Origin of the sequence: Undibacterium sp. Rencai35W (assembly GCF_049340185.1) — a bacterium.
Lineage (GTDB): Bacteria > Pseudomonadota > Gammaproteobacteria > Burkholderiales > Burkholderiaceae_D > Undibacterium.
Map to the genome: position 1 here is coordinate 110,002 of NZ_JBMPPC010000005.1, position 24,598 is coordinate 134,599.

The following is a 24,598-nucleotide window of genomic DNA, read 5'->3' on the forward strand; positions in this document are numbered from 1 at the left end:
GTTGGTTACATTTTAATAAAGCATTAAACTCGGTAAACTTTATTTTAAGCACTATTCGCTTCTTATTGTCTTGTCATCAACATCGCAGAAAGCATTAGCAATAAGCGTTACCTTAAGTTAAGCCAAACCAAGCCAATTGACCTAAAACCATCATGTCTGCCCAGTCGCCCGATCACCGCCCAGCTCAGAAAGCACCCCTAGCGCGTGCGGAGATGTTACGTGCGCTGATTCCGCAGGCGACTCATCTGGTAGTAGCGCAGCTAGACGCGTTTTCTGCGCGTTTGTCGAATGCATTTTTTGCGGCTTCCGAACAGGTCAGTGATGCGCGTGAAGCTAATCTGAGTTTCAACTCCGCTCAGTTACTGAAAAATAATGGGTATGCTTTCTATTATCTGAGCTCCGCTGGTATAGAAGCGGCGTTTCGTAAAGAATTACAAGCACTTCAGTTATCGAGCAAGCCAAAGACGCCGAGTGCCCAGACCGCAGATGTTGCCCTGACCTTGGTGTCATATGAAGAAATGGACAATAAGCTGGCAATGGGTCGTGCTAGCCGCAGCCTGGAACTGGCGAGCGCCGAGCAACTGGCAGCGCTGAATATGCGTCTTGCCAGTGTGCTGGAAGTCGATAGCCTGAGCACTGCACAGAATCCTTTCCGGCCCGAGATTTTTTTACGCTCCCTGCATGCTGCCTGGTGTGAATTCAATCCCGATGCTGAAGCTCATCCGCTGATTTTGCCGTTGTTGCGCGCAGAAATTTTATTTGATCTGTCGCCGATCCTGCAATCGCTGAATGAGTTTCTGGTGCGTCAGGGTGTATTGCCGGATCTGCATGAATCGTATCGTATTAAAAAGACGCAAAATAACGAGAGCAATCCCGTCGAGAAAACTGACGTCAAACAAAAGCTGAAAGACATTTTCTCCCGAAAGAATCCCAACGGATCACCATCTGGACGTGCTGCCAATGACGCATCTGATCCGCAAGACGGTAATGAGCAATATGGTCGCTTTAGTCATTCTCAATTCCACCAGCCAGAGTATGCCGATGCTCCTTCTCAGGTAACCGATACCCGCCTGTTCCATTATTTAGCTGATTTGCAAAAAGGCATGGCGTTGCGTCAGTTTGTCGCAGGCGCGCAGGATGTAATGCGCTTATCGCAAATGCGCGAGCAGATGCCGGAGTTGGCGAATAGCAGTGTAGAGAAAACGACACTCGATTTACTGTCAAAAATATTTGATACCGTTTTTCATAATCAGACTATTCCGACGCAGATCAAGGAACTGATCGGTGTGCTGCAAATCCCGGTATTAAAAGCGGCCTTGATGGATAAGGAGTTCTTTTTCCAGGAAGCTCATCCGGCGCGTCGCCTGATTGACTTGCTGACGCAATACAGCGTCGCGGTAGATCAGAGCAAAGGTCAGGAAGATCCTTTGTTCCAGACGATGCAACGTAATGTCAGTCGTGTGCAAAACGAATTCGATCAGCAGATGACGCTGTTTGACGAGGTTGTGTCAGATCTCGAAAGTTTTGTCGCAAAAGAAGAAGAGGCCAGTACTAAGGCATTGCAAGAGCCGATTCAGCGTGCGCTCCAAAAAGAACGGATCAAGCAAGCGAACATCGCTGCGACTAACGAGGTTGCCATGCGTGTTGGCACGGGCGAAGTGGTCGCTTTTGTCGAAACCTTCCTTGAAAATCGCTGGACCAAAGTACTGACGCTTGCCTATAGCGTCCAAGAACAAAAGCCGCATGCAGTCGCTGATGCGATCAAGACGATGGATGATTTGATCTGGAGTTGCCAGCCAAAAATCACCTTGCCTCAGCGTCAGGAATTGTTGAACCGGTTACCGGCAATTTTGGCCCGATTGAATAAATGGTTGAGCCTGATCAAATGGGACGATGCAGACCGGGCACAATTTTTTGCCGAATTAGCCGAGTGTCATGCCTCGATTGTCAGGGCACCTCTGGAATTGTCACCAGAACGTCAGATTGAAATCGCGGTAGAAGCAGCGCAATTGGCAGCTGAACGCCGGCTCGAAAAACGTGCCCAAGCTGAGGCCCAAGCTCAAGCAGAGGCAAATGCTGCCGAGGTAGCAGAGATCGATGGCATTCCTAATACCGAGCCGGGTGAAGATGATTATGCTGAGGTGGTCGCCAATCTCGAAAGAGGTGTCTGGTTACAGCTGACCAAAAAAGATGGCAACACCAACAGGGTAAGACTCGCATGGGTTAGTCCTATGCGCAGTTTGTTCATCTTCACTACCAACCAAAAAGAAAAATCATTCTCAGTGTCTGCTCAGGAGCTGGAGCAAACCTTCCGTGAGCAGCGCGCTCAAATTCTGATGCTGGATAAGGTCGTTGATCGTGCCTTGATGGAAGCGCTTGAGCAGACGCCTGAGCCAGAGACAGCGTTGAGCGAATAAAGCAGACGTCTAAGAGTCTGTAGTTATCCATTTCCCCTCCTTCCCTCTCTTAATAAGCTTCCAATTTCCATGAACAATCAGTTCGTTCTGTTGGTCATGCCAGCTCAAATTTTCCTTTTTTATGTTATCAAAATCATTGCTTGATCAGGGATACTGCTTGTCTGAAGTTTTGTTTGCTGCAGGTGCGATTGATGACATTGAACATCAAGTAGCCCGCCTGCGTTATCAAGGTGCTGGAACTCGCCAACTACTTGAAATGCCATGGTGTGCGGACCTGGCAAAACGTATGGCACAACATGAACAGCTTGCGCCGTTACTGCCGCTTGACCCGGTTGCTGTTCAATGTACCTACTTTGAAAAATCTCTGGACCAGAATTGGTTGGTGCCATTACATCAGGATCTGAGTATTCCCGTTGCAGAAAAAGTTGATCATCCAGAATTGACAGGATGGTCCGAGAAGGAGGGCCGTTATTTTGTCCAGCCACCTATAGCCGTGCTGGAGCAATTGGTGGCAGTGCGGCTGCATATTGACGATTGCGGGGAGGGAGACGGTGCCTTGAAAGTGGTGCCGCATTCTCATCGGCTTGGGCGCTTGTCTGGCGCGGCAGCAAGCTCAGCGCGTGATCAGTTTGGCGAAACCATATGCTCTGTACCGAAAGGTGCGGCACTTATAATGAGGCCGCTGGTCTTGCATGCGTCCTCCAAAGCGACTGGATTGAGTAAAAGACGGATACTCCATTTTTTGTATGGACCAGCATCCCTGTCACACGGATTACGCTGGCACCATGCCATACGATGATACCAATATTCACTCGTAAGCGGCTAGACGCTTTTGTTCATTGCTATCAAACATTTGGTTTCTGATTTGCTGGAGCGCTGCGATTTGTTCTGTTGCAGGTTTATTCGCAGCGTCGCTTAAGATCTTGCTGCGTTCATTCAGATAGTTGGCAATACGGGTTTTCCATTGTGCATCTTCCCTGTCCAGTTCTGCCAGCCGGGCAGCCGCCTCCGGTGTCGTGGCTGCGGCGCGCATGCGGTAAACCTCGTCGTCGCTGGCACCTTGTGCGCGCATCTTTGCGACGTTTTCCTCTAAGCGGATTACCTGATATGGCGCTTCTTTTTCGGCACGTAAACTGGCTGGCATGGCAGCATCAAGAGTTTGCAATTTTTGCTTTTTTTGTGCATCGCTCAAACGCTGGTCGTCGCTAATGTCCATACGTGCAATCGCGTCGGTATCGTAAGCATCATCGAACGCAAAAAAAGCCTGATTTTCCTTCTCGCTAAAATAGCGCTGACGGGTTTGCTGCATGATCGCCAGCCGCGCTTTGATGGCGCTAGTTGCAGAGTTCGTTCCTGGCGTAGGGCTGGTTGACGGAGGTTTTTTTTCTATGTCGGCTAATTCCCGTTTGTAATCGAGATAGCGGCCCAATAAATTTTTTGCCTGAGTCGCGGCATGTTGACTCAGTTTCGCATCCAGTTCTTTTTCTATCTCCGTGCGAATCGCATCGAGAGATTTTTCACCTACAGCGGCCAGGTAATAGTCAAATAAGCGACGCAAGGCATTATCTACAATCAATGTATCGCCATCGGCTTGTCTGATCTGTCCGTCTGGTACTGTGCCCTCCATTGATCGTACGAAAGCAAAAGGATCCTTGCCGGATAGCGCATCGCCGGAATTCTCGTTGTGTTGAGAGGCTGATAAGGCAAAAAAAGCAGCGGCAACCAGTACCGCTGCGCCTAACACGATGATTCCTGCAAATACTGCAGAACGTTTTTTGATAGTCATGACATTCTTAAAAAAATCGTGATGATTTGTTTCTGCTGTATTAGCGTTGATCGGGTTTGATTTTGTCCGGATCTAATTACAGTCCTTGATTCTTCAGGCGATTTGCATGCTGGCGGTAAATCGTTACTGGATTGGTTTCAAAGATATTGACCAGTCCTACTGTCTGATTGACTTCATCCAGATGGTTCATCGCATAATCATCGCGGATGACTTTGCCCAGATGCGCCGAGCAACTTGCGACGAGGCCGTCATTTTTTGCACCGCCAAATGCCAGTGATGTTAATGCGAGGGCAGGGTCGATGATGTCCAGTACATTGGTATAAGCTTGTGCGCCACTCCATGAGAAATACGACACACCATTTACCTGATATGCCCCCTCACCACAACTGCTGGTCGGAATGCCCTCCGGATGCGCTACATTGAACTTCAGTGAGCCAGCGGTGCTCAGTGATTTTGCTGCTGCCAGCGAATCCTGAGTTAAGCCTTTGCCGCCGGAGAGGAAGTTAATCACGGTTGCCAGACCATTTGTGATCGATACAATGACTGCGTTAGACAACGAACCATCCGGTGCAATACCCAGCAACAGATCGGCAACTTTAGAGCCGCGATTGACACCACCTACGGATGTCACAGATGCGATCAGGTCGGGGCGTACCGAGGCGACGTAGCGAGCTGTCGGGCCGCCATGACTGTGTCCGATCAGATTGACTTTTGCTTTGCCGGTGACCGCGATGATTTGTTTCACTTGCGTCAGCAATTGTTCTCCGCGAACTTCCGTGCTGTTCGCTGCGGAGACTTGTGTCGCATAGACTTTGGCGCCATCGGAGCGCAGGGCTGCCGGAATGCCATACCAATATTCAACCGGACCGATATTGTCGAATCCAAACAGACCATGTGCCAGCACGATAGGATATTTTGTTTCCGTATAGCCGGTGGCCCATGAAGGTGCGGGTAACACCGTCAAAGTAATCAGTAAAGCGCAGATTTTTTTTACGAAGGATTTGTTCATTTTTTTGTCTCTTAAATTATTTTTTTCACATAGCCAAAATGAAGCAGGACCGCGTCGTGTCCTTTACTGTGCCTCCTTTCCTTGTTAGTTACGATACGAACTTTTTGTAGCATGTGCCGACCAAGTTCTACCAATGTGCCGTGCTCTCCACACTGTTTTTATTGGTTATTCTGGTCGTTACAAAACTGCAAAAAACGCACTATGAGATAGATAGCTCGTCCAAAGAAATTGAACTACCCATCACTGCCTGTCCACGTATTCGCAGACTTTGAAGTAACTCAGGCTAGGTTTTGCCTATTTCATAAGCAAGCTGCGACGCAGCAAAAATAATGGCCGCTGTGCACTGCAGCATCCTTGGCGTTGAGAGGGAAATTCAATTAGGGCAAGCTTGCCTCATGGGGAGGATTAAAAAAATGTCACGGCGCATGACAGACAAGTCGATGCGATCAAAAAAATTAGACGAAGATTACTAAAAATGCATTTGCGTTAATTTTGAGGCAAATATGTCGGCTGCTGACAACAGTCCGTGAGTAAAGATTTGAGCCGGCATAACGGCAATCGCCGCACGGTAGCTACCCAGTGCAGCTGATTCAGGTATAATCCGCGGTCTTGTCCAAAATTTCCTCTTCATTCTTTTTGTGTGAGCTTTTGCCTGAATATTGTCGCAACTGACCGCGATATGCAGTTAAAAGCAGGTTTTTGTGGATTCTTTCTCCTTTAGGTTGGTGCAAATTAATTTGGGGGGTAGGGATGTCCGATCTGGCTTCTTTTTCCAAACTCGCGCGCTCTGACGCGCAACTTCCTGTTCACGTGTATTTTGATCAATCCTTATTGCAACGGGAGATCAAACAACTTTTCCAGTCTGGCCCGCGTTATGTCGGTCATGAATTGATGGTGCCCAACGTCGGCGACTTTGCCACGCTCGCTGCCGAGAACGAGGGTCGCATGCTTGTTCGCAATGCCGAGGGGGCTACTGGTATTGAGCTCATGTCCAACGTCTGCCGCCATCGCCAGGCATTGATGTTCAACGGTCGCGGCAATACCAATCATATTGTCTGCCCGCTGCATCGCTGGACTTATGACCTCAAAGGGGAGTTGATCGGCGCGCCGCATTTCGACGACACGCCTTGCCTGAATCTATCGCGTACACCTTTGCAAAACTGGAACGGTTTACTGTTCGAGCAAAACGGTTATAACGTGATGGAAAAAATGGGGCAGCTCAGCGTCACCAAAGACCTCGATTTCACCGGTTATATGCTGGATCATGTTGAAGTTCATGAATGTGATTACAACTGGAAGACCTTCATCGAAGTGTATCTTGAGGATTATCACGTAGAGCCTTTTCATCCTGGCTTAGGCAGTTTTGTCACCTGCGATGATTTGCGTTGGGAATTTGGCGAAGACTACAGCGTGCAGACGGTTGGTGTGAATAACGGACTCTTGAAATCTGGCTCCGCTACGTATCAGGCCTGGCAAGAACAAGTGTTGAAATTCCGTAACGGCGAGACGCCAAAATACGGCGCGATCTGGCTGACGCTGTACCCGAATATCATGGTCGAATGGTATCCCCATGTCCTGGTAGTGTCGACCTTATGGCCGACTGCGACGGGCAAGACGCGCAATGTGGTTGAGTTTTACTATCCTGAAGAAATTGTTCTGTTCGAGCGCGAATTTATCGAAGCCGAGCGTGCCGCCTATATGGAAACCTGCATTGAAGATGATGAGATCGCTTTGCGCATGGATGCCGGTCGCAAGATTCTGATGGATCGCGGTGTCAGTGAAGTCGGCCCGTATCAATCACCGATGGAAGATGGTATGCAGCATTTCCATGAGTGGTATCGACGCAGAATGCAGTTTTAGCCGCAGGATAAAATTACCTCAGTTGCGTCAGTCGGTTATGTAACTTAGTTATGCTACTTTGCTATGTAGCTAAGTTATTCAAACTAAGTTATTCAACTAAGTTACTTAGCTTAGTTAGCTTAGTTACCTAAATGAAGACGTCAATCGATTACCTGCATAATAGGGGAGCGAAATAGCTCCCCTTATTTTTTTGAGAAAAACGATGCAGTCACTTTGGATGCTGGTAGCCAGCTTCTTGTTTTCTATCATGGGTGTTTGCGTGAAGCTCGCCTCGGATACGTATTCAACTTCAGAGATCGTTGCTTATCGCGGTGCGATTGGCATGCTGATGATTTTTATCCTGATCCGTGTACAGGGCGGTAGCTTGCGCACGTCGATGCCAGGACATCATCTATGGCGCGGAGCAATTGGCGTGCTGGCATTGTGGTTATGGTTTTATTCAATCAGTCGCCTGTCGCTGGCGATGGCGGTTACCCTGAATTACATGTCACCGGTCTGGATTGCCGTTTTTTTGTTCACAACGGCCTGGTTTAAAGCCGCACGTGACGGTAATGGCAATCGCCGTATCGAATGGGGTCTGGTAGGTGCCGTGACTCTGGGATTCGTCGGCGTGATTTTGTTATTGCGACCGAGTATGCATGCTGATCAGATGCTGGGTGGTGTGGTTGCCCTGGTTTCTGGCATGCTGGCTGCACTCGCGTATATGCAGGTGCGTCAGATGGGTTTGATGGGGGAGCCGGAGTACCGTGTTGTGTTTTATTTTTCTGCAACCTGTGCAGTAGCCGGTGTGCTCGGCGCCTTGCTTACGGGTGGTTTATCCGATCATTCGCTGGCATCCGGCTGGCATCCCCACAAGCTCAAAGGTTTACTGTTATTGTTGGTCATTGGTGTCACTGCGGCATCGGCGCAAATGGCGATGACGAGGGCCTATCGCCTTGGAAACACGCTGGTAGTCGCGAATCTGCAATATGTCGGTATTGTGTTCTCCAGTATCTGGGATGTGATGCTGTGGCATGATCAGCTAAGCTGGTTAAGCTGGTGTGGTATCGCCGTCATATTGAGTAGCGGCCTGATCGCAACGTTTTATAATAGTCGTAACAAACCGGTTCTTCCTAACGATCCGATTGCCTCGGAATAGCAAGCTTTCGTTCGGTGGCGCGGGCATCGCACCTTACGCATGAATGTTCTGTCATCCGTGTTTTCTACAGAGGGCATTTGGTGTTGTAAGCATTTTTCGTCAGTTATTCAGATAAAGGAAACTATGTACACGACTCTGATCTCTGCAAGTGATTTAGCTGCCCACATCGATGACCAGCGCTGGGTCATTCTCGATTGCCGCCATGATCTGATGGACACGCATGCCGGTAAAAAAGCGTATGACACGGGCCATCTGCCGCGCGCCCAGTTCGCTCACCTCGACAGCCAGTTGTCTGGTGCTAAAACCTCGTCAAACGGTGCTTTTCACGGGCGCCACCCTTTGCCTGCTAAAGAAGATTTTATCCGCGCTTTACGCTCATGGGGAATCGATCATTCGACTCAGGTCATTGCATATGATGCACACGGCGGTATGTTCTCAGCGCGTCTGTGGTGGATGTTGCGCTGGGTTGGTCACCGGTCCGTTGCGGTGCTGGATGGTGGCATCCCGGCCTGGCAGGCAGCGGGTTTGTCACTGACGGAGAAAGTTGCTGATGGAGGTCGGGGCAATATCAGCGCGTCTGCCAGCCTGGTCAACCAGGTCAGCGTCGGTGACGTACTGGCCAATCTCGCCACCTCGGCACGCACGCTGGTGGATGCTCGGGCTGCGGATCGGTTTCGAGGTGAGAATGAAACGATTGATCCGATTGGCGGTCATATTCCCGGCGCTAAAAATCGCTTCTTCAAAGATAATCTTCAGCCAGATGGCCGCTTTAAATCAGCCGAGGAATTGCGGGCGGAGTGGGCTGCGATTGTGCCGGATGCGGCTAAATCGATTATGCAATGCGGCTCCGGGGTAACGGCTTGCCATAACCTGCTGGCGCTTGAGGTTGCCGGTTTAAGCGGTGCGGCGTTATATCCGGGATCATGGAGCGAATGGTGCTCGGAGCCAGCGCGTCCCTACGTCACCGGTGCTGAGGGATAATCCGCATAAAGCGGCTGATGTGAACAAACAAATAAATAGTTAAATACAGATACTCCCCTCTTTTTTTGTAAAATATGCTTAATTCCGCATGTTTTACCTGCGATGCGAAAATATACAGGGTGGGAGTATATTATTTCTGATAGGTGATATCAAAAGTATCGTGTGATCCTGATGGCGTCACATTATCCTTCGACTGCGCGTATGGTCCAGAAATCTGCTGCCAAGTTTGACTCCAGCAAGTAAGCATAAGGCACGGTAAAAAATCCCTGCTTTCCCCATTGCGGCCCCCACGAATTCATCACAATAAAGCGCTCGCTCTTATCATCATAACCGACCGCTAATACCGAATGACCACCGACCAGTCCCTCATTTTTTTTCGGCATCTGCAGCACGCCGGATGCCGCCATCTTGTCGGATTCAAAACCCTCGTACAAGGTTAGTCCGAACACAAACGGATGACCCGTCGCCAGACAGACTTTTAAATGATCGAGTTTTTGCTGCAAGCGCTGGTAGCAGATTGCCTGATGATCCAGTGCTTCGTCATAGGCAGTGCGCGGCGGTTTGGTCGCATACTTCTTCGCGACGTACGGCCAGCTAGTTTCACGACAAACGCCCTGCTTGGCGATGCTCTTGATTGCATCGCGAATCTGCGCACCGTGATTTTGGCGTTCTGTTCCTATCATCACCCGGGCGTTGTAATGCAAGAACAGGCGGGACGGCATGAACGGACGTTGCATCCCCTGCTTCATCAGATTAAAGCGAAAGGCGTTACATACCGCATTTGCCGTACAACTACCGATGCGCTCGCCTTGATCAAACACGCTGGGGCAGTGCGGACGTAGGTCAATCTTAGTTGGTAAGTGGTGCAGATAATCCGGTGGCAGATCGAAGCTATGATCGCGATGATCCGGTAAGTCTGGCAACCATCCATATCCCGCGATTTTTCTGCTCATATCAGCCTCTGTGACTCGTAACGAATAACACCAGAGCGACGCCCAGTGCGATTAATAGTATTTGTGGAATCGTCTCACGCAAGGTCGCACGACGCTGCATTTGCGGCATCAGGTCGCTTACCGCAATATAAATAAAGCCTGACGAAGCAAACACCAGCACGTACGGCAGCAGATTGCTCGCGCCCTCCAGCATATAAAAACCCAGCACGCCGCCAACCACCGCCATCAGACTACAAATCAGGTTGTACATATAGGCACGGGTACGCGAAAAACCCGCATTCAGCAACACGATAAAATCGCCAATTTCTTGCGGAATCTCATGCGCGATAATCGCCAGACCAGTTACCAGACCTAGCTTAGGATCAGCCAAAAATGCAGCGGCAATCAAAATCCCATCGGTAAAATTATGCAAGCCGTCACCGACCAGTATCATCCAGCCTGCTTTACCCGCCTCATGTGCATCATGACCATGCTCGTGATGATGTCCGTCACCTTCGTGATGATGCGAATGCCGCAGGATCGCAAATTTTTCGAGTAAGAAAAACGCCAGCAAACCGCCCAGCAAACACGCAAACAAAGTACGCGGATCGGCACCCGATTCAAACGCCTCAGGTAGCGCATGCAACAGCGAGGTCGACAGCATAATGCCGACCGACAGGCTGACCATACGTTCGACCATTTTGGATAACAGCGAGAACGAAAAAATAGCCGCAGCACTAATGCTCAGCACGCCAGCAATCGTCGTGGCGAATAAAATGGATAACAACGTGGAGTGAATTTTGAACCTCGAATCATCAATGCAAGCCATGCGCTTGCAACTGGGTTGCAAATTAAAACACAGAGTGAGGTTTTCTGCAAATTACTACCCACATACGCTGCCAGATAATACCGATTTTTTATCCCATCAAGCTTCATATGAGATCGGAGGATCGCTTCTGCTAAGCTTAAAAATAATTTGATTGGAGTAGTGGAAAACGCCAGCACAAAAATGACGTTAACGACCAGATACGGAGTGGAGACACATAGTCATGTTGTTAACACAAAACTTACAGAATTTTCTATCGTTGCACCTGCTCTGAAAATATTGGGTCGAAACTAAACCTCGTCTCGCCGTTTTAGTTAATTCCTACAGCTCATAGATTTAGTATCTATTTTGATCCTAGAATTTCTAAAACCAAGCCCTAACCCGTAGTTTATATTTCACATACTCCTCACCAAACAATTCCGTCAGCGCCCGCTCTTCCGGCGCGATCTGGAAGTGTTTGATCCAGAGCATAAAGCCAGCCGGACCAATTGCCACCAGCGGTGACATCAGAAATACAGTCCAGCCACACAGCACGAGGAATAATCCGACGTACATAGGGTTGCGGGTTAGATTGTAGATGCCGCTTTGTACCAGTGACGAAGTCTTTTCGGGTGTCATCGGATTGACGGTGGTTTTCGCTGCGCGGAAAGCGATGGCGCCAGCGAGACTGTAGACGCCGCCAATGCTGGCGATAGCGAGGCAGAGTATCAATCTGAGTGGATATGGTAATTCGATTACCGGTAGCACGCGCGCTAGCAAGCTCATGCCAAAACCTATTGCCAATGCGAGTAAGGGCGGTGGAATTTTGAGTTCTAGTGATGACATGCTGAGTCCTCTTGGTGACTAGACTGAAGTGGGTATTCGTTTGGTCGCAGCTCGTGCGGGGGAGGGAATTTATCCGGTCTGAGTCTGCTCGGACCGGATAGGGCGCTGATCAGGAAGCTGTTTGGCGGTCAGTATGTTGAATCGGGTGAGACTTACACCACGCCGTTTTCTTTAAACCAGGCGACGCAACGAGTCCAGCCGTCTTTAGCATCTGCTTCGACATAACTAGGACGATAGTCAGCGTGGAAAGCATGGCCGGAATTTTCGTAGACTTTGAATGTGGATTTGCTATTACCTTTTTTGAGTTCCACTTCCATCTTGAAAATCGACTCGGCGTTGATGCCGGTATCTTTCGCGCCGTACAGGCCGAGCACGGGCACTTTCAAGCCCGCTGCGATGTCAACAGGGTTGCTTGGGGAGAGCGGTGTAGGCTCACCAACCAGGCGGCCATACCAGGCGACACCGGCTTTGACGCCGGGATTATGAGCGGCATACATCCAGGTAATGCGACCACCCCAGCAGAAGCCAGTGATTGCCAGTTTGCTGGTATTGCCGCCGTTGGTCTTGGCCCAGGCAACTATGGCATCGAGGTCGGACATGACCTGGGCATCGGGCACCTTGGAGACAACTTCTTTAATCAGTTCACCGATGTTCGGGTACTTGCTGGCATCGCCCTGGCGGACGAATAATTCGGGTGCCAGAGCGAGGTAGCCGAGCTTAGCGAAGCGGCGCGCGACATCGGCGATGTGTTCGTGGACACCGAAAATTTCAGAGATCACGAGAACCACAGGCAGATTGGTTTTGCCCTCAGGTTGTGCGCGATAGACAGGCACTTTTTGCCCGTTGATTTCTAGTACAACGACACCAGCGGTCAATCCGTTGGTGTCGGTCTTGATCATGGTTTGCGCCATGACGGGTAAAGCAGCGGCGGCAAAGCCGACACCGACGGCGGTCTGAATGAAGCTGCGGCGATCAACGCCCTCAGCCAGTTTTGACTTACCGACCAGACTATCGAAATCCTGTTGATTCTGCATAACAATCTCCTGAAGGAATTATTGTGGCATGGGGAAAACAGCGCATAGCATACCGGAAAACCTCAAACCCTTGCGTTGGTGATTTGTATCGCCGCCGTGCCAGCTTGTCACACAATGACCGTGGTAGCCTGGTCACTTTTCAGATGCTGTTATTTCCAGCCCTGCAGCCATTTGGTGGTGTCTGTCAATTCCTTCCAGGGAATGGTGCGGCTATTCCCGGAGTGAACTGCTTCGATTATGATCAGCTCACATGGCTTATCCGGAGTATCTGGCGTCTCCGGCTCAATGAGCTTAGTCACAATAAAATGCTTTTCTTTGTTCTCAGGCTTAGCCGCAGTCCATTTGCTGAGCAGGAGTTTTTTGGGATTGAGATGGCTCAATTGGCGTCCGGCTCCAGATAAAACGCATCCGGCAATTGTGCACCGGCGGTCGTGTGTTTGATGTCACCTTTGATATTGGTCAGCACGACAGCTAATGTCGGTCCGCCGAGTTCGATGATGACCTGGCGGCAGGCACCGCAGGGGGCGATCGGGCCGTCGGTATCGCCCGTGACAGCAATTGCTGCGAAATCACCGGGGCGATAGCCGGCTGCGATGGCACTGAACAGCGCGGTGCGCTCGGCGCAATTACACAGGCCGTAGGATGCGTTCTCGACATTACAGCCGCGAAAAATTTTGCCGTCTTTGGTTTGTACCGCGGCACCGACTTTAAACTTGGAGTAGGGCGCGTAGGCGCGTTCGCGGGCTTGATGGGCTTCGGCGATCAGGTGTTGCGTGAGGTCTTGGGTTGTCATACGGATTCTCTTTGGAGGTAAAGTGTCTGAGCAGAATAGCCAGACCAGGCAGATCGATTCATCATCATTTTAAAATCAATCCCGCTTATCCGGTGCGGCTTCCAGACCGAAAATGGCTGGAGAGGCGCATGAATAAAGCGGGATCGTTTTGAAATTCTCTAAAACTTTATTTCTTAACGCCGAGTTCTTTCAGTCGTTCTTGCAAATAGCTACCGGAGGTGTGACGTTCCGACAGCACCACGTCGGGACGCGGATGCAGGAACAGCGGCAAAGAAATACGTGATTTTTTCGCTTCTTCTCCAGTCGGGTTCAGGACGCGATGAATAGTCGACGGGTAGTAACCCTGCGACGCTTCATCGAGCATGTCGCCGATGTTCACGATCAGCATACCAAAATCGCAGGGCACATCATGCCATGTGTCGTCTTTGCCCAATACCTGCAAGCCCGCCTGCGTCGCAGCTGGCAATACGGTTAGCAGATTGATGTCGCCATGTGCTGCAGCGCGCACCGCATCCGGTTCTTCATCGCCGCGCAAAGGCGGATAGTGCAATACGCGCAGCAAAGTCAGGTCACTGTCGGTAATCATATCGGACAGTGGCATGGAGTACTTGGCTTTGATGTCGGCTGGCGTGTGATCCTCTACCCATTGCAGCAGTTCGGTCGCGAGCTGATTGCCCTGGTCGTAGTACTGGCGTGCTGCATCGGATACTTCGGCGGGATAACGACCTTCCGGGTAGATATGATAGAACTCTTTCAGATCGCGTTTGGTATTGCCCTTGGCCGTTTCAGAAATTTTCGGCGAAAAATAGCCGTCCATTTTTTCGGCATCGAAGTCGTATTTATTCTTCGCATCCGTCTGGAAGAAGTCATACCATTCCTTGTAAATGGTATTGAGCAGATCTTGCGACAAAGGGTGATTGGTTAAGACGCCAAAGCCGGTGTTGTGCAGACTTTCGGTGAATTTTTTTGCGGCTTCCGGATCGCGATAATCAACTGGTTGAATATGCATGACGGCTTCTCCTTAGTTGCTCAGCGCTGGTTGTAGCCAGTTGCCGGACAAGGTTGCATCGATCAATGTAGCGCAGGCATCGGCATCGACTTTCATGCAGACGCGGGTCTCTGGCTTGCTGATTTCCCAGCCCGGTTGCGGGTAAGGAATCGCGAGTTTTGCCATCATGGTCTGGCCATTGCCTATACCCTCTTTGGCGACACGGACACGGCCGGATTGCGTTTCGAATATCTCTGGCGCGACCAGCCACACAAACGCTAGTACGTCATGACCATAGCAGGCATGACCGAGGTCAGGACGGATGCTTTGGTAGAAGTTTGCATAGAAATTCACCGCATGTGACAGTGTGTCCATCGCGATGTGCTGATGCTGTGCTGCCAGGCGGGCGAAGAAGCTCGATGGCAATACTACGCGGTGGGTGACGTCCAGACCGACCATGGTCAGATCCCAGCCTGCAGTAAATACCAGATCGGCGGCATCAGGATCATTCCAGACGTTGGCTTCGGCGACCGGCGATACGTTGCCTGGTTCGTCAACAGCACCAGCCATCAGTACGACTTTTTTCAGCAGCTTAGGTAATTGCGGCTCCATCTTCAGTGCCAGACCCAGATTGCCGAGCGGACCTACCGCGACCAGGGTGATTTCACCCGGATGCTGACGTGCCATTTTGACGATGAATTCTGCGGCGCTTTCGACTTCTGCTTTGCCACCGACGTCGATACGGCTTGGCAGATTTCCCAGACCATCGGCACCATGGATAAAGTCAGGCGGTGTGCCAGCAGCTTTTGCGAATGGTACGTCCACACCTTGCGCTACCGGAATACTGCGGCCTGCGATGCGGGTCAGATACAAGGCGTTGATCGTTGCCTGCTCTACATACACATTACCGAAGGTGGTGGTAATACCAATGACGTCGATGTCTTGATGGGCGAGTGCAAAGTACAGCGCCATTGCATCGTCCACACCTGGGTCTGTATCAAAAATGACTTTGTGTTTTGCTTGCATGGATGTTCTCCAAAATTACTCCGGCTGGCCATTAACAGAACCCAGACGCGAAATGACTTGTTGCGGTTGACCCGGTTCAAGGAGGTCGAAAACATGATCCAACATGGCTGTTCGCTATATGGCCACATAGCTATCTAGCTCTATGGCTGCTGCGATCTCAGCGATGGTTCTCTCCCTCAGGCGGGAGAGCGTATTTAATTTTTTAACGCGACTTCACAAACGGTACGCCAATTGCTTTTGGTGCGACAGATTTCGCCATCAAACCCGCGAGTACGACGACAGTGACGACATACGGAATCATCTGTATCAGGGAGCCGGGGATTTTGCCAATGCCTGGAAATTCGATACCTTCGATCTGTACTTGCAAGGCGGTAAAAAAGCCAAACATCAGACAGCCTAATGCTGTTTGTAAAGGCCGCCAGTTGCCGAACACCAGGGCAGTCAGTGCCAGATAGCCATTACCGGCAGACATATCGCGCAGGAAGAATCCGCTTTGTATGATAGACAGATAAGCGCCCGAAAACGAGCATAAGACACCCGCACATAACATCGCCATGAAACGGGTACGCTCAACATTGATACCTGCAGCATCTGCCGCGTGCGGGTTTTCGCCAACAGCACGCAGGCGTAAGCCGAAACGGCTGTGATAAACGACCCAGTGCACGACAGGGATTAACGCGAACGCCAGATAAACAAGAGCGCTGTGACCACCGATCAATTTGCCGTAGAGCCAGCCGATCAGCGGGATATTCTCTACTGCTGCGGTACCCGGTAAAACGATATCAAACAGGCGCGCCTGTCCCAGATCTGGCGTACGCCCACCTTGCGAAAAAAAGAATTGGGCAAGGACAAAAGTCAGGCCGCTCATGGCAATATTAATCGCAATACCGGCGACCAGTTGATTACCTTTTTGTGTGATGCTGACAAAGCCTTGCAGCAAAGCGATTGCGACAGAGATGCCGACTCCTGCCAGTATGCCCAACCAGGGATTTTGTGTTGTGTAGGCGACCGCAGCAGAGACAAAGGCCGAGGCCAGCATTTTGCCTTCCAGTGCCAGATCGACGACGCCGCTGCGTTCAGCAAACAAACCCGCCATCGCGGCGAAAATAAGAACCGGCGCATTGCGGATGGTAGAGACCAGTATGCTGGCGAAATGAAAATCATCAAACATTATTAACTCCGCTTCAGTTCCGCTTAAGTAGGCGCGCTAACACCGGTGCATACAGGTTTTCCATGGCGCCACAAAACAAGATGATCAGACCCTGGATAAAGATGAAGGTTTCGGTGGGGATATTCGGTTTTTCCAGCGACAGATCAAAGCCGCCCTGAATCAGCGCGCCGAACAGGATTGATGACAGCAAAATGCCGAGCGGATGCTGACGACCCATCAGGGCAATCGCAATGCCGATGAAACCAGCGCCTGCCGGGAAATTCAGGTTCAGATAATGCGTTGACCCCATCAGGGAATTCACGGATGCCAGGCCAGCGAGAGCACCGGAAATCAACATCGCGATGACAATAGTTTTTGTGATCGAGATACCCGCATAGTGGGCGGCATGCTGGTTCAGACCCGTGGCGCGTAACTGATAGCCCCAGGCAGAGCGCCACACCGCGATGCCATAGATGACCAGCGCGACCAGCGCCAGGACGAAACTGATGTTCAGCGGTGTTTCGCCAAGTACGGGCAATATTGCATTCAATTTCGGTAACCAGGCAGCTTCTGCAAACACACGGCTGGCGGGGTTTTGCTGACCGGTTGGAATTAGATAAGTGACGATCACAAAATTCATCAGGCTGGCCGCGATGAAGTTAAACATGATGGTCGTCACCACGATATGACTGCCGCGTCTGGCTTGCAGATAGCCGGGCAAATACGCCCAGGTCGCGCCAAACACCGCGCTGCCGATGATTGCCAGAGGAATCAGCAACCATCCCGGCAGACTCGCGTCGAGCGCCAGCAACACCAGCGTTAAGCCAAGGCCGCCGACATACATCTGGCCTTCACTGCCGATATTGAACAAACCCGCTTGCATTGCGATGGAGACGGACAAGCCGGTAAAAATGAATGTCGATGCATAAAACAAGGTATAACCCAAACCCTCAGGATTGAGTACCGCCGCGTTAAGCAGAATACCCAGCGATTCAACCGGACTTTCTCCCAGAAGGTAGATAACCAGTGCAGCCACTAGCAATGCGGAGAGCAAGTTCAGAAGCGGTAGGGCGATCGCTGTAGCCCAGCGTGGCAATTCGTTATTATTCATGGCTATGCATTGCTCTGTGATGTCGGACGCGCCGTGTCGGTTGAGTGCGCCGGCTGAGTAGCGGAGCCGCCCATCAGCAGGCCGATACGTGTTGCGTCGAATTCTTCTGCCATCAGTTCACCCGTGATGCAGCCGTCGGACATGACCAGAATCCGGTCGGCCAGCGCACGGACCTCTTCGAGTTCGACCGAGACCAGCAAAATTGCGACGCCTGCATCGCGCATTGCCAGGATTTGTGCATGGATATTTTCGATGGTGCCGATATCTACGCCACGGGTCGGCTGTCCGATCAGCATTAATTTAGGTGCTGCAGCGATTTCGCGGGCAATGACAACTTTTTGCTGGTTACCGCCTGAGAGCAAGGCGATACGCAGGGCAGGATCGGCCGGGCGTACATCAAATTTTTTCAAGAGATCCGTACAGCGCGCCAACGTGCCTTTGAGATCCAGCAAGCCGAACCGTTTTTTGACCTGTGTCTGATAGCCGAGAAAGCTATTCATCATCACCGAAAAATTCTTCACAACCGCATCACGCAAGCGGTCTTCCGGCACATGCGCGATCCCGAGCTGGCGGAACGTTGCTGGCAGTCCGTCGGCGTCTTTGCGTCTGGCGATTGGTAATGTCTTGCCTTGCATGAGCATTTCACCGCTGCTTGGCAAACGCATGCCGGACAGGATCTCCAGCAATTCGCTTTGGCCGTTACCTGAGACGCCGGCAATGGCGACAATTTCACCTGCACGTAGGGTGAAATTAATATTTTTCAGTAGTTCGACAGATTGTTTACTACGCAAATTCAGATGCTTCACTTCCAGCACTGGCTGACCCGGCGCATAAGGCCCACGCGGCAATTGTGTCTGGATCGGGCGACCTACCATCAGGTTGGCGAGTTCTTCTTTATTCGTCGTTGCCGTTGCAACGGAGCCGACCACAGTACCGGCGCGCATCACGGTTACCTGATCGGTGATGTCGAGAATTTCTTGCAGCTTGTGCGTGATCAGGACGATGGTTTTACCCTGCTCTTTAAACATACGCAATACGGCAAACAGCGAGGCAGTTTCTTGCACGGTCAGAACCGCAGTCGGTTCATCGAGGATCAGGATATTCGCACTGCGATAGATCTGTTTGAGAATTTCAACCCGTTGCTGCAAGCCGACGGAAAGATCCTGAATTTTGCTGAGAGGATCAACATCCAGTGCATAGCGCTGGCAAATTTCACGTAACTTTTTCTCTACCTCGGTGCGATGGGCAGCGAGGCGGAAGCCACCCTCGGAGCCGAGCATCACGTTATCGAGTACCGTCATGTTTTCTACCAGCATAAAGTGCTGATGCACCATGCCGATACCGAGCTTGATGGCTTCCTGACTGTTGCGGATGTGCTGAGCCTGACCGTTGATCAGTAGCTTGCCGCTGTCGGCGCGATAATAGCCGTACAGGATACTCATCAGTGTCGATTTGCCTGCGCCGTTTTCGCCTATAACGCCATGAATACTGCCTGGCGCGATAGAAAAACTCACATCACGATTGGCATGCACTGCGCCAAAGCGTTTCGATATTTGCTGGAATTCTACGGCTGCTTGCATACAGGGATGGTAAAAAATGAGCTGAATGAGGATGGCTATGGTTATGGCAACAGAGGACTGACGATCACCGGCAATTTATTCTGCCCATCATCTTTGCAGATATGGGCAGCGGTCTTACATCAATCTCTCTTTATCTTAGGACTTATGCAAAACCGCCCCAGCGTCGTTGTTGCCGCCGTGCCATAGCACTGTCTTCGTCGGCACGCCTAGCTGGAACAGTTTTGCCTAAGCCCTATATCTATTTGCTGGTTCGCTGGCCAATTAATCTGACATGAATCCAGCATCAAATCGGTATCAAGTCGGTATCAAACCGGGCACTTACTGCCTTCACGGAAATCGATCACTTTGACTTTGCCGCTGATGATATCTTGCTTGGCGGCGTTCACACGTTTTTCGATTTCTGGCGTAATCAGGTTGCGGTTGTCTTTATCTAACGCCCAGTCTACGCCGCCTTCTTTCAAGCCTTTGCTGATGACGCCAGCTTTCCAGTTACCATTTTTGATTTGCATGAAGCTGTCATAGATGGCCTGGTCAACGCGTTTCACCATCGAGGTGAGCATGGTGCCCGGATAGAGATAATTTTGATTGGAGTCCACGCCGATTGCCAGCTTGCCTTTTTCTTTTGCAGTTTGCAGTGTACCCATGCCGCTGCCACCCGCTGCCGCAAAGACGACATCGACGCCACGTTCAAACTGGGCACGCGCCAGCTCACCACCTTTAGCCGGATCGTTCCAGGCAGACGTCGTGGTGCCGACCATATTGGTTGTGACATCGACTTTAGCGTCAATGGCTTTGGCGCCTTGCGCGTAGCCGCAAGAGAAGGTGCGGATCAGCGGGATGTCCATGCCGCCGACGAAACCGATTTTTTTGGATTTGCTCGCCATTGCTGCGGCTACACCAACCAGATAAGAGCCCTCTTGTTCCTTGAACAGGACGGAGCTGACGTTATCACCTGTGGCGACGCCATCGATCAGGACGAATCTGGTTTTTGGAAATTCTTTGGCAATATTCTGAACTGCCTGACTCTGAGCAAAACCGATCGCGGCGATCAGGTCGACGTTCTTGCGTGCCAGATTGCGAAGCACCTGTTCGGTCTGGGTGTCGCTGGCAACCTGGACTTCGAGATACGAGATTTTAGTTTCTTTTTTGAAGCGTTCTGCGCCCTCGGAGGCCGACTGATTGAAGGATTTGTCGAACTTGCCGCCTGCATCGTAAATCACCGCCAGCTTAGGGTCCGCGGCGTATACATTCGCGGCGAACAGGCTCGATACAGCGGTCATGGTCAGGCAAAGATGCTTCAGTTTCATCGGTATATCCTCGTCGGTCGTATTCGTTGGAGATGACTGCTTGGCCAGGCAGGTTCAAATCAGTTCAAGCGTATTTTTACCAGCGGCTAGCAAGCCTAACATGGTCTTTCTATTCCAGTCAGGCAGCGCCGATTTTATTTCAAAATTTGTTGCCGTGATGCTGAGCTGACTGGTCTAATGTCAGCATCCGGTTAAGCTACTTTTGCGAAATTAGTGTTAGCTAAGCCGCTTGGCGGCGTTGCATAAATTCCAGTACATCTTGACGATGCGGGATGGAGGTTTGTGCACCAAGTTTGGTCACCGTCAGTGCTGCCGTATATTGCGCCTCGCCGCTGGCATCGAGCACACTCAATCCATTAGCTAGACCAACCGCGAATGCGCCAACAAAGGTATCGCCCGCTGCTGTCGTATCGACGACGTCAACTTTGATCGCGGCGATAAACTGGCTACCTGTTTTATCTGTAATGATGACGCCGTGCTCACCCATGGTCAGCAGGACAGTGCCTACACCACGCTTTAGCAGTGCCTGCGAAGCTGATTTGGCAGTGTTTTGGTCGGTCACCGTGATGTGGCTGAGCTGAGATGCTTCTGTTTCATTCACCACCAGATAGTCAACCAGTTGCAAAATGTCGTCACATAAGTCTTGTGCGGGAGCCGGATTCAGGATAACGCCGACTTGATGCTGATGGGCGATCTGAATCGCACGTTCTACGCTGGCCAGAGGCGTTTCGAGCTGGCAGAGCAAGAGCTTTGCCGCACTGATCGCGGTGCTGGCGCTCTCTACCTGGGCCACGCTGACGCGCGCATTGGCGCCGGCTGCCAGCACGATACTGTTGTTGCCGCTATCCTCGACCAGAATGCCTGCGACGCCGGTAGCGACGCCATTGATCGTTGCCAGATGGCTGAGTTCTATGCCTTCTTTTGCCAGACAGGCTTGAGAAAATTCACCAAAACCATCATTGCCTACTGCGCCGATAAAGCTGACTTCCGCCCCCTGACGTGCTGCCGCTACCGCTTGATTTGCACCTTTACCACCGGGGATTTGACAGAATTCATGACCGTGCATGGTTTCGCCGACGGCGGGCATGCGAGGGGTGCGAAACACCAGGTCCATATTGACGCTACCAACAACGGCGATGCGTGGCTTCATTTGACGATCTCTTGGCTAAAAAAATGATCGCGCAATCGTTTGCGCAATCGATTTCCTATTTAACTATGGTGGGCTTATGCAAGTCAAGAACTAATCTGCAAAGCGTTGAAATTTTGCTTCAAATTCAAAATGTTGCAAATTTTGGACGGGATAGTTAGCCATGTCAAATCATCATGTAATAAATGCTCTGCCAGCGTGGCATCCGGTTGCAAATGGTGAGGGAATTAATGACCATGTGACGACGAGTTGGACGAAGAGTTTGACGAAAAAAAGACATTTGTTTAATATTGTAGACAAATGTTTGTTTTATTCCGCTGTTTTATCTTATTTTTATAGAACTTACGCAAAAACCAAGACCTCTTACCACGGAGACACAGTGGCACGGCGATACGGGGAAAAGACAGAAGTAAGCGATTCTATGGAATATCGGTTGAAGTTTTTTTAGAAACTCTTTTAGGAGCTCCCCCAAACGAATCCGCAAGCGGGGTGCGCCTGTTGGCACGAAAACCTTTTGGAAGCCGCATCCAGCCTGCGGATTCAATGTGCTTGGTGGTGATTAGATTGTCGTTTTGCGTAAGTCCTCTTTACTTCACCGTTTTCACGGTTGTATTTTTTTGCATCATTGTATTAATGCCTTACTTTTGGACGCCTTGTGATCGAATCAAAAAAAGAACAGGTATATCAAATTATTCATGCCCAGCCGTTTATCTCGCAGCAGGAGCTGGCAGAGCGGCTGCAATTATCGCGTTCAGCGGTGGCAGGTCATATCGCCAGCCTGATTCGCGAAAAACGCTTGCTGGGGCGTGCCTATGTATTTCCTGAGCGCAGACCGGTGGTGTGCATCGGCGGGGCTAATATCGACCGCAAAGTACGGACTGTGGGGACGTTACAGATGGGGACGTCGAATCCGGTCAGCCAGCACGAGAGTTTTGGCGGTGTGGCGCGCAATATTGCTGAAAATCTCGCCCGCCTTGGCAGTGCCGTGAGCCTGATCTGCGCTGTGGGGGACGATGCGAGCGGTGCTAGTTTGCTGGCGCAGGCGCGTGTTGCCGGGATGGACACCAGTGCCAGCCTGACGCTGAGCGGTCAGGGTAGTGGCAGCTACACCGCGATTCTCGATGCCGATGGTGAAATGGTGCTGGCACTGGCGCATATGCAATTGTGTGAACAGCTTGATGTAGCTTTTCTGGCGAGCCGGCAGACGCAAAGGGCGGTCGCCCTGATGACCGTTGCGGATCTGAATTTGCCTAAATCCAGTATTGACTATTTGCAGGCTGAAGCGATCCGTTGCGGTCACCCGCTGGTTCTGGTTGCCGTGTCCCAGCCGAAGATGAGCCTCCTGCCTGACAACTTGCAAGGAGTCAGGTTGCTGATACTCAACCGGGCCGAGCTGGGAACCCGGGTAGCGCAAACGCTTGATACCGAGGATGACATTAAGCATGCCTGTCGCTTAGTGCAGGCACAAGGCGTACAGGATGTCATTGTCACTTTGGGCGAGGCTGGCGTCATGCTGACCGACGGCGCGGAATGGCATCAATTACATGCGCCAGCCGTGGATGTCTGTGATGTCACCGGCGCAGGTGATGCGTTTGCCGCGGCGGTTTGCTGGTCGCTGTGCCATGACGATACGGACATGATATCGGCAGCACAGCGCGGATTGCATCTGGCTGCGCTGACCTTACAAAGTGCTGCAACTGTCTGCCCTGACCTGACTCCTGATACTTTGATAAATTTACCTAAATAAGAAATACATTATGCAAAACCATCTCGTTTTTTCAGAAGAAGTCATCCAGGCAAAAGCACAGGGCAAGGCGATTGTCGCCCTGGAATCCACTATCATTTCCCATGGCATGCCTTACCCGCAAAACGGTCAGACTGCGCGTGAAGTCGAGCAGTTGATTCGTGCGTCGGGAGCGGTGCCAGCGACGATTGCGATCATCGGAGGCAAGATACGGATTGGCTTGTCTGACGCTGAGCTTGAACAGCTTGCCAGCGCACCGGACGCGATGAAAGTCAGTCGCCGTGATTTGCCGTATGTGCTCACGACCGGCAAGCTCGGTGCGACTACTGTGGCGGCGACGATGATTTGTGCGGAGCTGGCGGGAATACAGGTATTCGTCACCGGCGGTATCGGTGGCGTTCATCGCGGAGCTGAAACCAGTTTTGATATCTCTGCCGATTTGCAGGAACTAGCCCAAACTTCGGTCGCAGTCGTATGTGCCGGTGCAAAGTCGATACTGGATCTGGGGCTGACACTGGAATATCTGGAAACCCATGGCGTACCGGTCGTTAGCGTCGGTCAGACGGCGTTCCCGGCGTTTTTTACTCGCGATAGCGGCTTCAAAGCGGACTTCCGTTTAGATAGTGCGCAGGAGCAGGCCAGTTTTGTGCGTTGTAAATGGAGTCTGGGTTTGCGGGGCGGTGTAGTTATTGCCAATCCGGTGCCAGAGACTGAGGCGATGCCAAAGGCCGAGATTGATCAGATTACAGAACAGGCTTTGCAGGAAGCGGCACAGCAGGGTGTCAGCGGTAAGGCAGTCACCCCATTTTTATTACACAGGATTAAGCAATTGACGGAAGGTCGCAGCTTGGTCACGAATATTGCTCTGGTCAAAAATAACGCGGTAGTTGGTTCGCGTCTGGCGGTCGCGTTGAATGCTCTGAATCAGGCTGCTTGATACGTGC

The 24,598-nt window shown here is 51.2% G+C and carries 22 protein-coding genes; 7 read left to right on the forward strand and 15 right to left on the reverse strand.

Features of this window, described 5'->3' with window-relative positions:
* Positions 1 to 152 precede the first annotated feature (152 nt).
* Both ACO0K3_RS12390 and ACO0K3_RS12395 read left to right on the forward strand, forming a co-directional pair.
* The gene (locus tag ACO0K3_RS12390) at positions 153 to 2,417 is read left to right on the forward strand and encodes a DUF1631 family protein (RefSeq protein ID WP_422985003.1); all 2,265 of its coding nucleotides are present in this window, start codon (positions 153 to 155) and stop codon (positions 2,415 to 2,417) included.
* A 121-nt stretch (positions 2,418 to 2,538) separates the two neighbouring features.
* Positions 2,539 to 3,216: a phytanoyl-CoA dioxygenase family protein gene (locus ACO0K3_RS12395; RefSeq protein ID WP_422985005.1), complete on the forward strand. Its 678-nt coding sequence runs from the start codon at positions 2,539 to 2,541 to the stop codon at positions 3,214 to 3,216.
* A gap of 9 nt (positions 3,217 to 3,225) precedes the next feature.
* Here the strand turns inward: ACO0K3_RS12395 and ACO0K3_RS12400 are convergent, their stop codons facing one another.
* Both ACO0K3_RS12400 and ACO0K3_RS12405 read right to left on the reverse strand, forming a co-directional pair.
* The gene (locus ACO0K3_RS12400; RefSeq protein ID WP_422985007.1) at positions 3,226 to 4,203 is read right to left on the reverse strand and encodes a lipase secretion chaperone; all 978 of its coding nucleotides are present in this window, start codon (positions 4,201 to 4,203) and stop codon (positions 3,226 to 3,228) included.
* A 76-nt stretch (positions 4,204 to 4,279) separates the two neighbouring features.
* Positions 4,280 to 5,212 (reverse strand): lipase family alpha/beta hydrolase, encoded by a 933-nt coding sequence (locus ACO0K3_RS12405; protein WP_422985009.1) that lies wholly within the window; start codon positions 5,210 to 5,212, stop codon positions 4,280 to 4,282.
* Positions 5,213 to 5,962: 750 nt separating this feature from the next.
* Between ACO0K3_RS12405 and ACO0K3_RS12410 the strand changes: the two genes are divergently transcribed.
* The 3 genes from ACO0K3_RS12410 to ACO0K3_RS12420 all read left to right on the forward strand — a co-directional run bounded on the left by ACO0K3_RS12410 (position 5,963) and on the right by ACO0K3_RS12420 (position 9,191).
* A complete protein-coding gene (locus tag ACO0K3_RS12410; protein WP_422985011.1) occupies positions 5,963 to 7,072 on the forward strand; it encodes an aromatic ring-hydroxylating oxygenase subunit alpha in 1,110 nt (369 codons plus the stop codon).
* Between the two features lie 202 nt (positions 7,073 to 7,274).
* A complete protein-coding gene (locus ACO0K3_RS12415) occupies positions 7,275 to 8,210 on the forward strand; it encodes a DMT family transporter (protein ID WP_422985013.1) in 936 nt (311 codons plus the stop codon).
* Between the two features lie 123 nt (positions 8,211 to 8,333).
* Complete coding sequence (locus tag ACO0K3_RS12420) at positions 8,334 to 9,191, forward strand: sulfurtransferase (RefSeq protein WP_422985015.1); 858 nt, start codon at positions 8,334 to 8,336, stop codon at positions 9,189 to 9,191.
* Positions 9,192 to 9,373: 182 nt separating this feature from the next.
* Here the strand turns inward: ACO0K3_RS12420 and ACO0K3_RS12425 are convergent, their stop codons facing one another.
* The 13 genes from ACO0K3_RS12425 to rbsK form a co-directional block, all read right to left on the reverse strand.
* Entirely contained in the window at positions 9,374 to 10,144 is a 771-nt protein-coding gene (locus ACO0K3_RS12425) for a C1 family peptidase (RefSeq protein WP_422960285.1), read from the reverse strand.
* 1 nt (position 10,145) lies between these two features.
* Positions 10,146 to 10,952 carry a ZIP family metal transporter gene (locus ACO0K3_RS12430; RefSeq protein ID WP_422985017.1) on the reverse strand — a complete coding sequence of 269 codons (807 nt, stop codon included), beginning with the start codon at positions 10,950 to 10,952 and terminating at the stop codon, positions 10,146 to 10,148.
* 360 nt (positions 10,953 to 11,312) lie between these two features.
* Complete coding sequence (locus ACO0K3_RS12435; protein WP_422985019.1) at positions 11,313 to 11,774, reverse strand: methyltransferase family protein; 462 nt, start codon at positions 11,772 to 11,774, stop codon at positions 11,313 to 11,315.
* 152 nt (positions 11,775 to 11,926) lie between these two features.
* Positions 11,927 to 12,808: a dienelactone hydrolase family protein gene (locus ACO0K3_RS12440; protein WP_422960289.1), complete on the reverse strand. Its 882-nt coding sequence runs from the start codon at positions 12,806 to 12,808 to the stop codon at positions 11,927 to 11,929.
* A 149-nt stretch (positions 12,809 to 12,957) separates the two neighbouring features.
* Positions 12,958 to 13,188 carry a TIGR02450 family Trp-rich protein gene (locus ACO0K3_RS12445; RefSeq protein WP_422985021.1) on the reverse strand — a complete coding sequence of 77 codons (231 nt, stop codon included), beginning with the start codon at positions 13,186 to 13,188 and terminating at the stop codon, positions 12,958 to 12,960.
* The gene (locus ACO0K3_RS12450) at positions 13,185 to 13,601 is read right to left on the reverse strand and encodes a cytidine deaminase (protein ID WP_422985023.1); all 417 of its coding nucleotides are present in this window, start codon (positions 13,599 to 13,601) and stop codon (positions 13,185 to 13,187) included. Before ACO0K3_RS12450 ends, ACO0K3_RS12445 begins: the two co-directional genes overlap by 4 nt.
* A 166-nt stretch (positions 13,602 to 13,767) precedes the next feature.
* Positions 13,768 to 14,610 (reverse strand): isopenicillin N synthase family dioxygenase, encoded by an 843-nt coding sequence (locus tag ACO0K3_RS12455; RefSeq protein WP_422985025.1) that lies wholly within the window; start codon positions 14,608 to 14,610, stop codon positions 13,768 to 13,770.
* A gap of 12 nt (positions 14,611 to 14,622) precedes the next feature.
* On the reverse strand, positions 14,623 to 15,615 hold the full coding sequence (locus tag ACO0K3_RS12460; protein ID WP_422985027.1) for a nucleoside hydrolase: 993 nt from the start codon (positions 15,613 to 15,615) through the stop codon (positions 14,623 to 14,625).
* Positions 15,616 to 15,817: 202 nt separating this feature from the next.
* A complete protein-coding gene (locus tag ACO0K3_RS12465) occupies positions 15,818 to 16,789 on the reverse strand; it encodes an ABC transporter permease (RefSeq protein ID WP_422985517.1) in 972 nt (323 codons plus the stop codon).
* 10 nt (positions 16,790 to 16,799) lie between these two features.
* The gene (locus ACO0K3_RS12470) at positions 16,800 to 17,876 is read right to left on the reverse strand and encodes an ABC transporter permease (protein ID WP_422985029.1); all 1,077 of its coding nucleotides are present in this window, start codon (positions 17,874 to 17,876) and stop codon (positions 16,800 to 16,802) included.
* Positions 17,877 to 17,878: 2 nt separating this feature from the next.
* Entirely contained in the window at positions 17,879 to 19,456 is a 1,578-nt protein-coding gene (locus tag ACO0K3_RS12475) for an ABC transporter ATP-binding protein (protein ID WP_422985031.1), read from the reverse strand.
* A 305-nt stretch (positions 19,457 to 19,761) separates the two neighbouring features.
* Entirely contained in the window at positions 19,762 to 20,763 is a 1,002-nt protein-coding gene (locus ACO0K3_RS12480) for a BMP family lipoprotein (RefSeq protein WP_422985033.1), read from the reverse strand.
* Positions 20,764 to 20,983: 220 nt separating this feature from the next.
* Positions 20,984 to 21,913, reverse strand: coding sequence for a ribokinase (gene rbsK, locus ACO0K3_RS12485; RefSeq protein ID WP_422985035.1), 930 nt, complete (start codon positions 21,911 to 21,913; stop codon positions 20,984 to 20,986).
* A gap of 652 nt (positions 21,914 to 22,565) precedes the next feature.
* On the opposite strand from rbsK, the gene ACO0K3_RS12490 reads away from it, so the two are divergent.
* A complete protein-coding gene (locus tag ACO0K3_RS12490) occupies positions 22,566 to 23,657 on the forward strand; it encodes a PfkB family carbohydrate kinase (protein ID WP_422985037.1) in 1,092 nt (363 codons plus the stop codon).
* Between the two features lie 10 nt (positions 23,658 to 23,667).
* Complete coding sequence (locus ACO0K3_RS12495; protein ID WP_422985039.1) at positions 23,668 to 24,591, forward strand: pseudouridine-5'-phosphate glycosidase; 924 nt, start codon at positions 23,668 to 23,670, stop codon at positions 24,589 to 24,591.
* Positions 24,592 to 24,598: the final 7 nt, after the last annotated feature.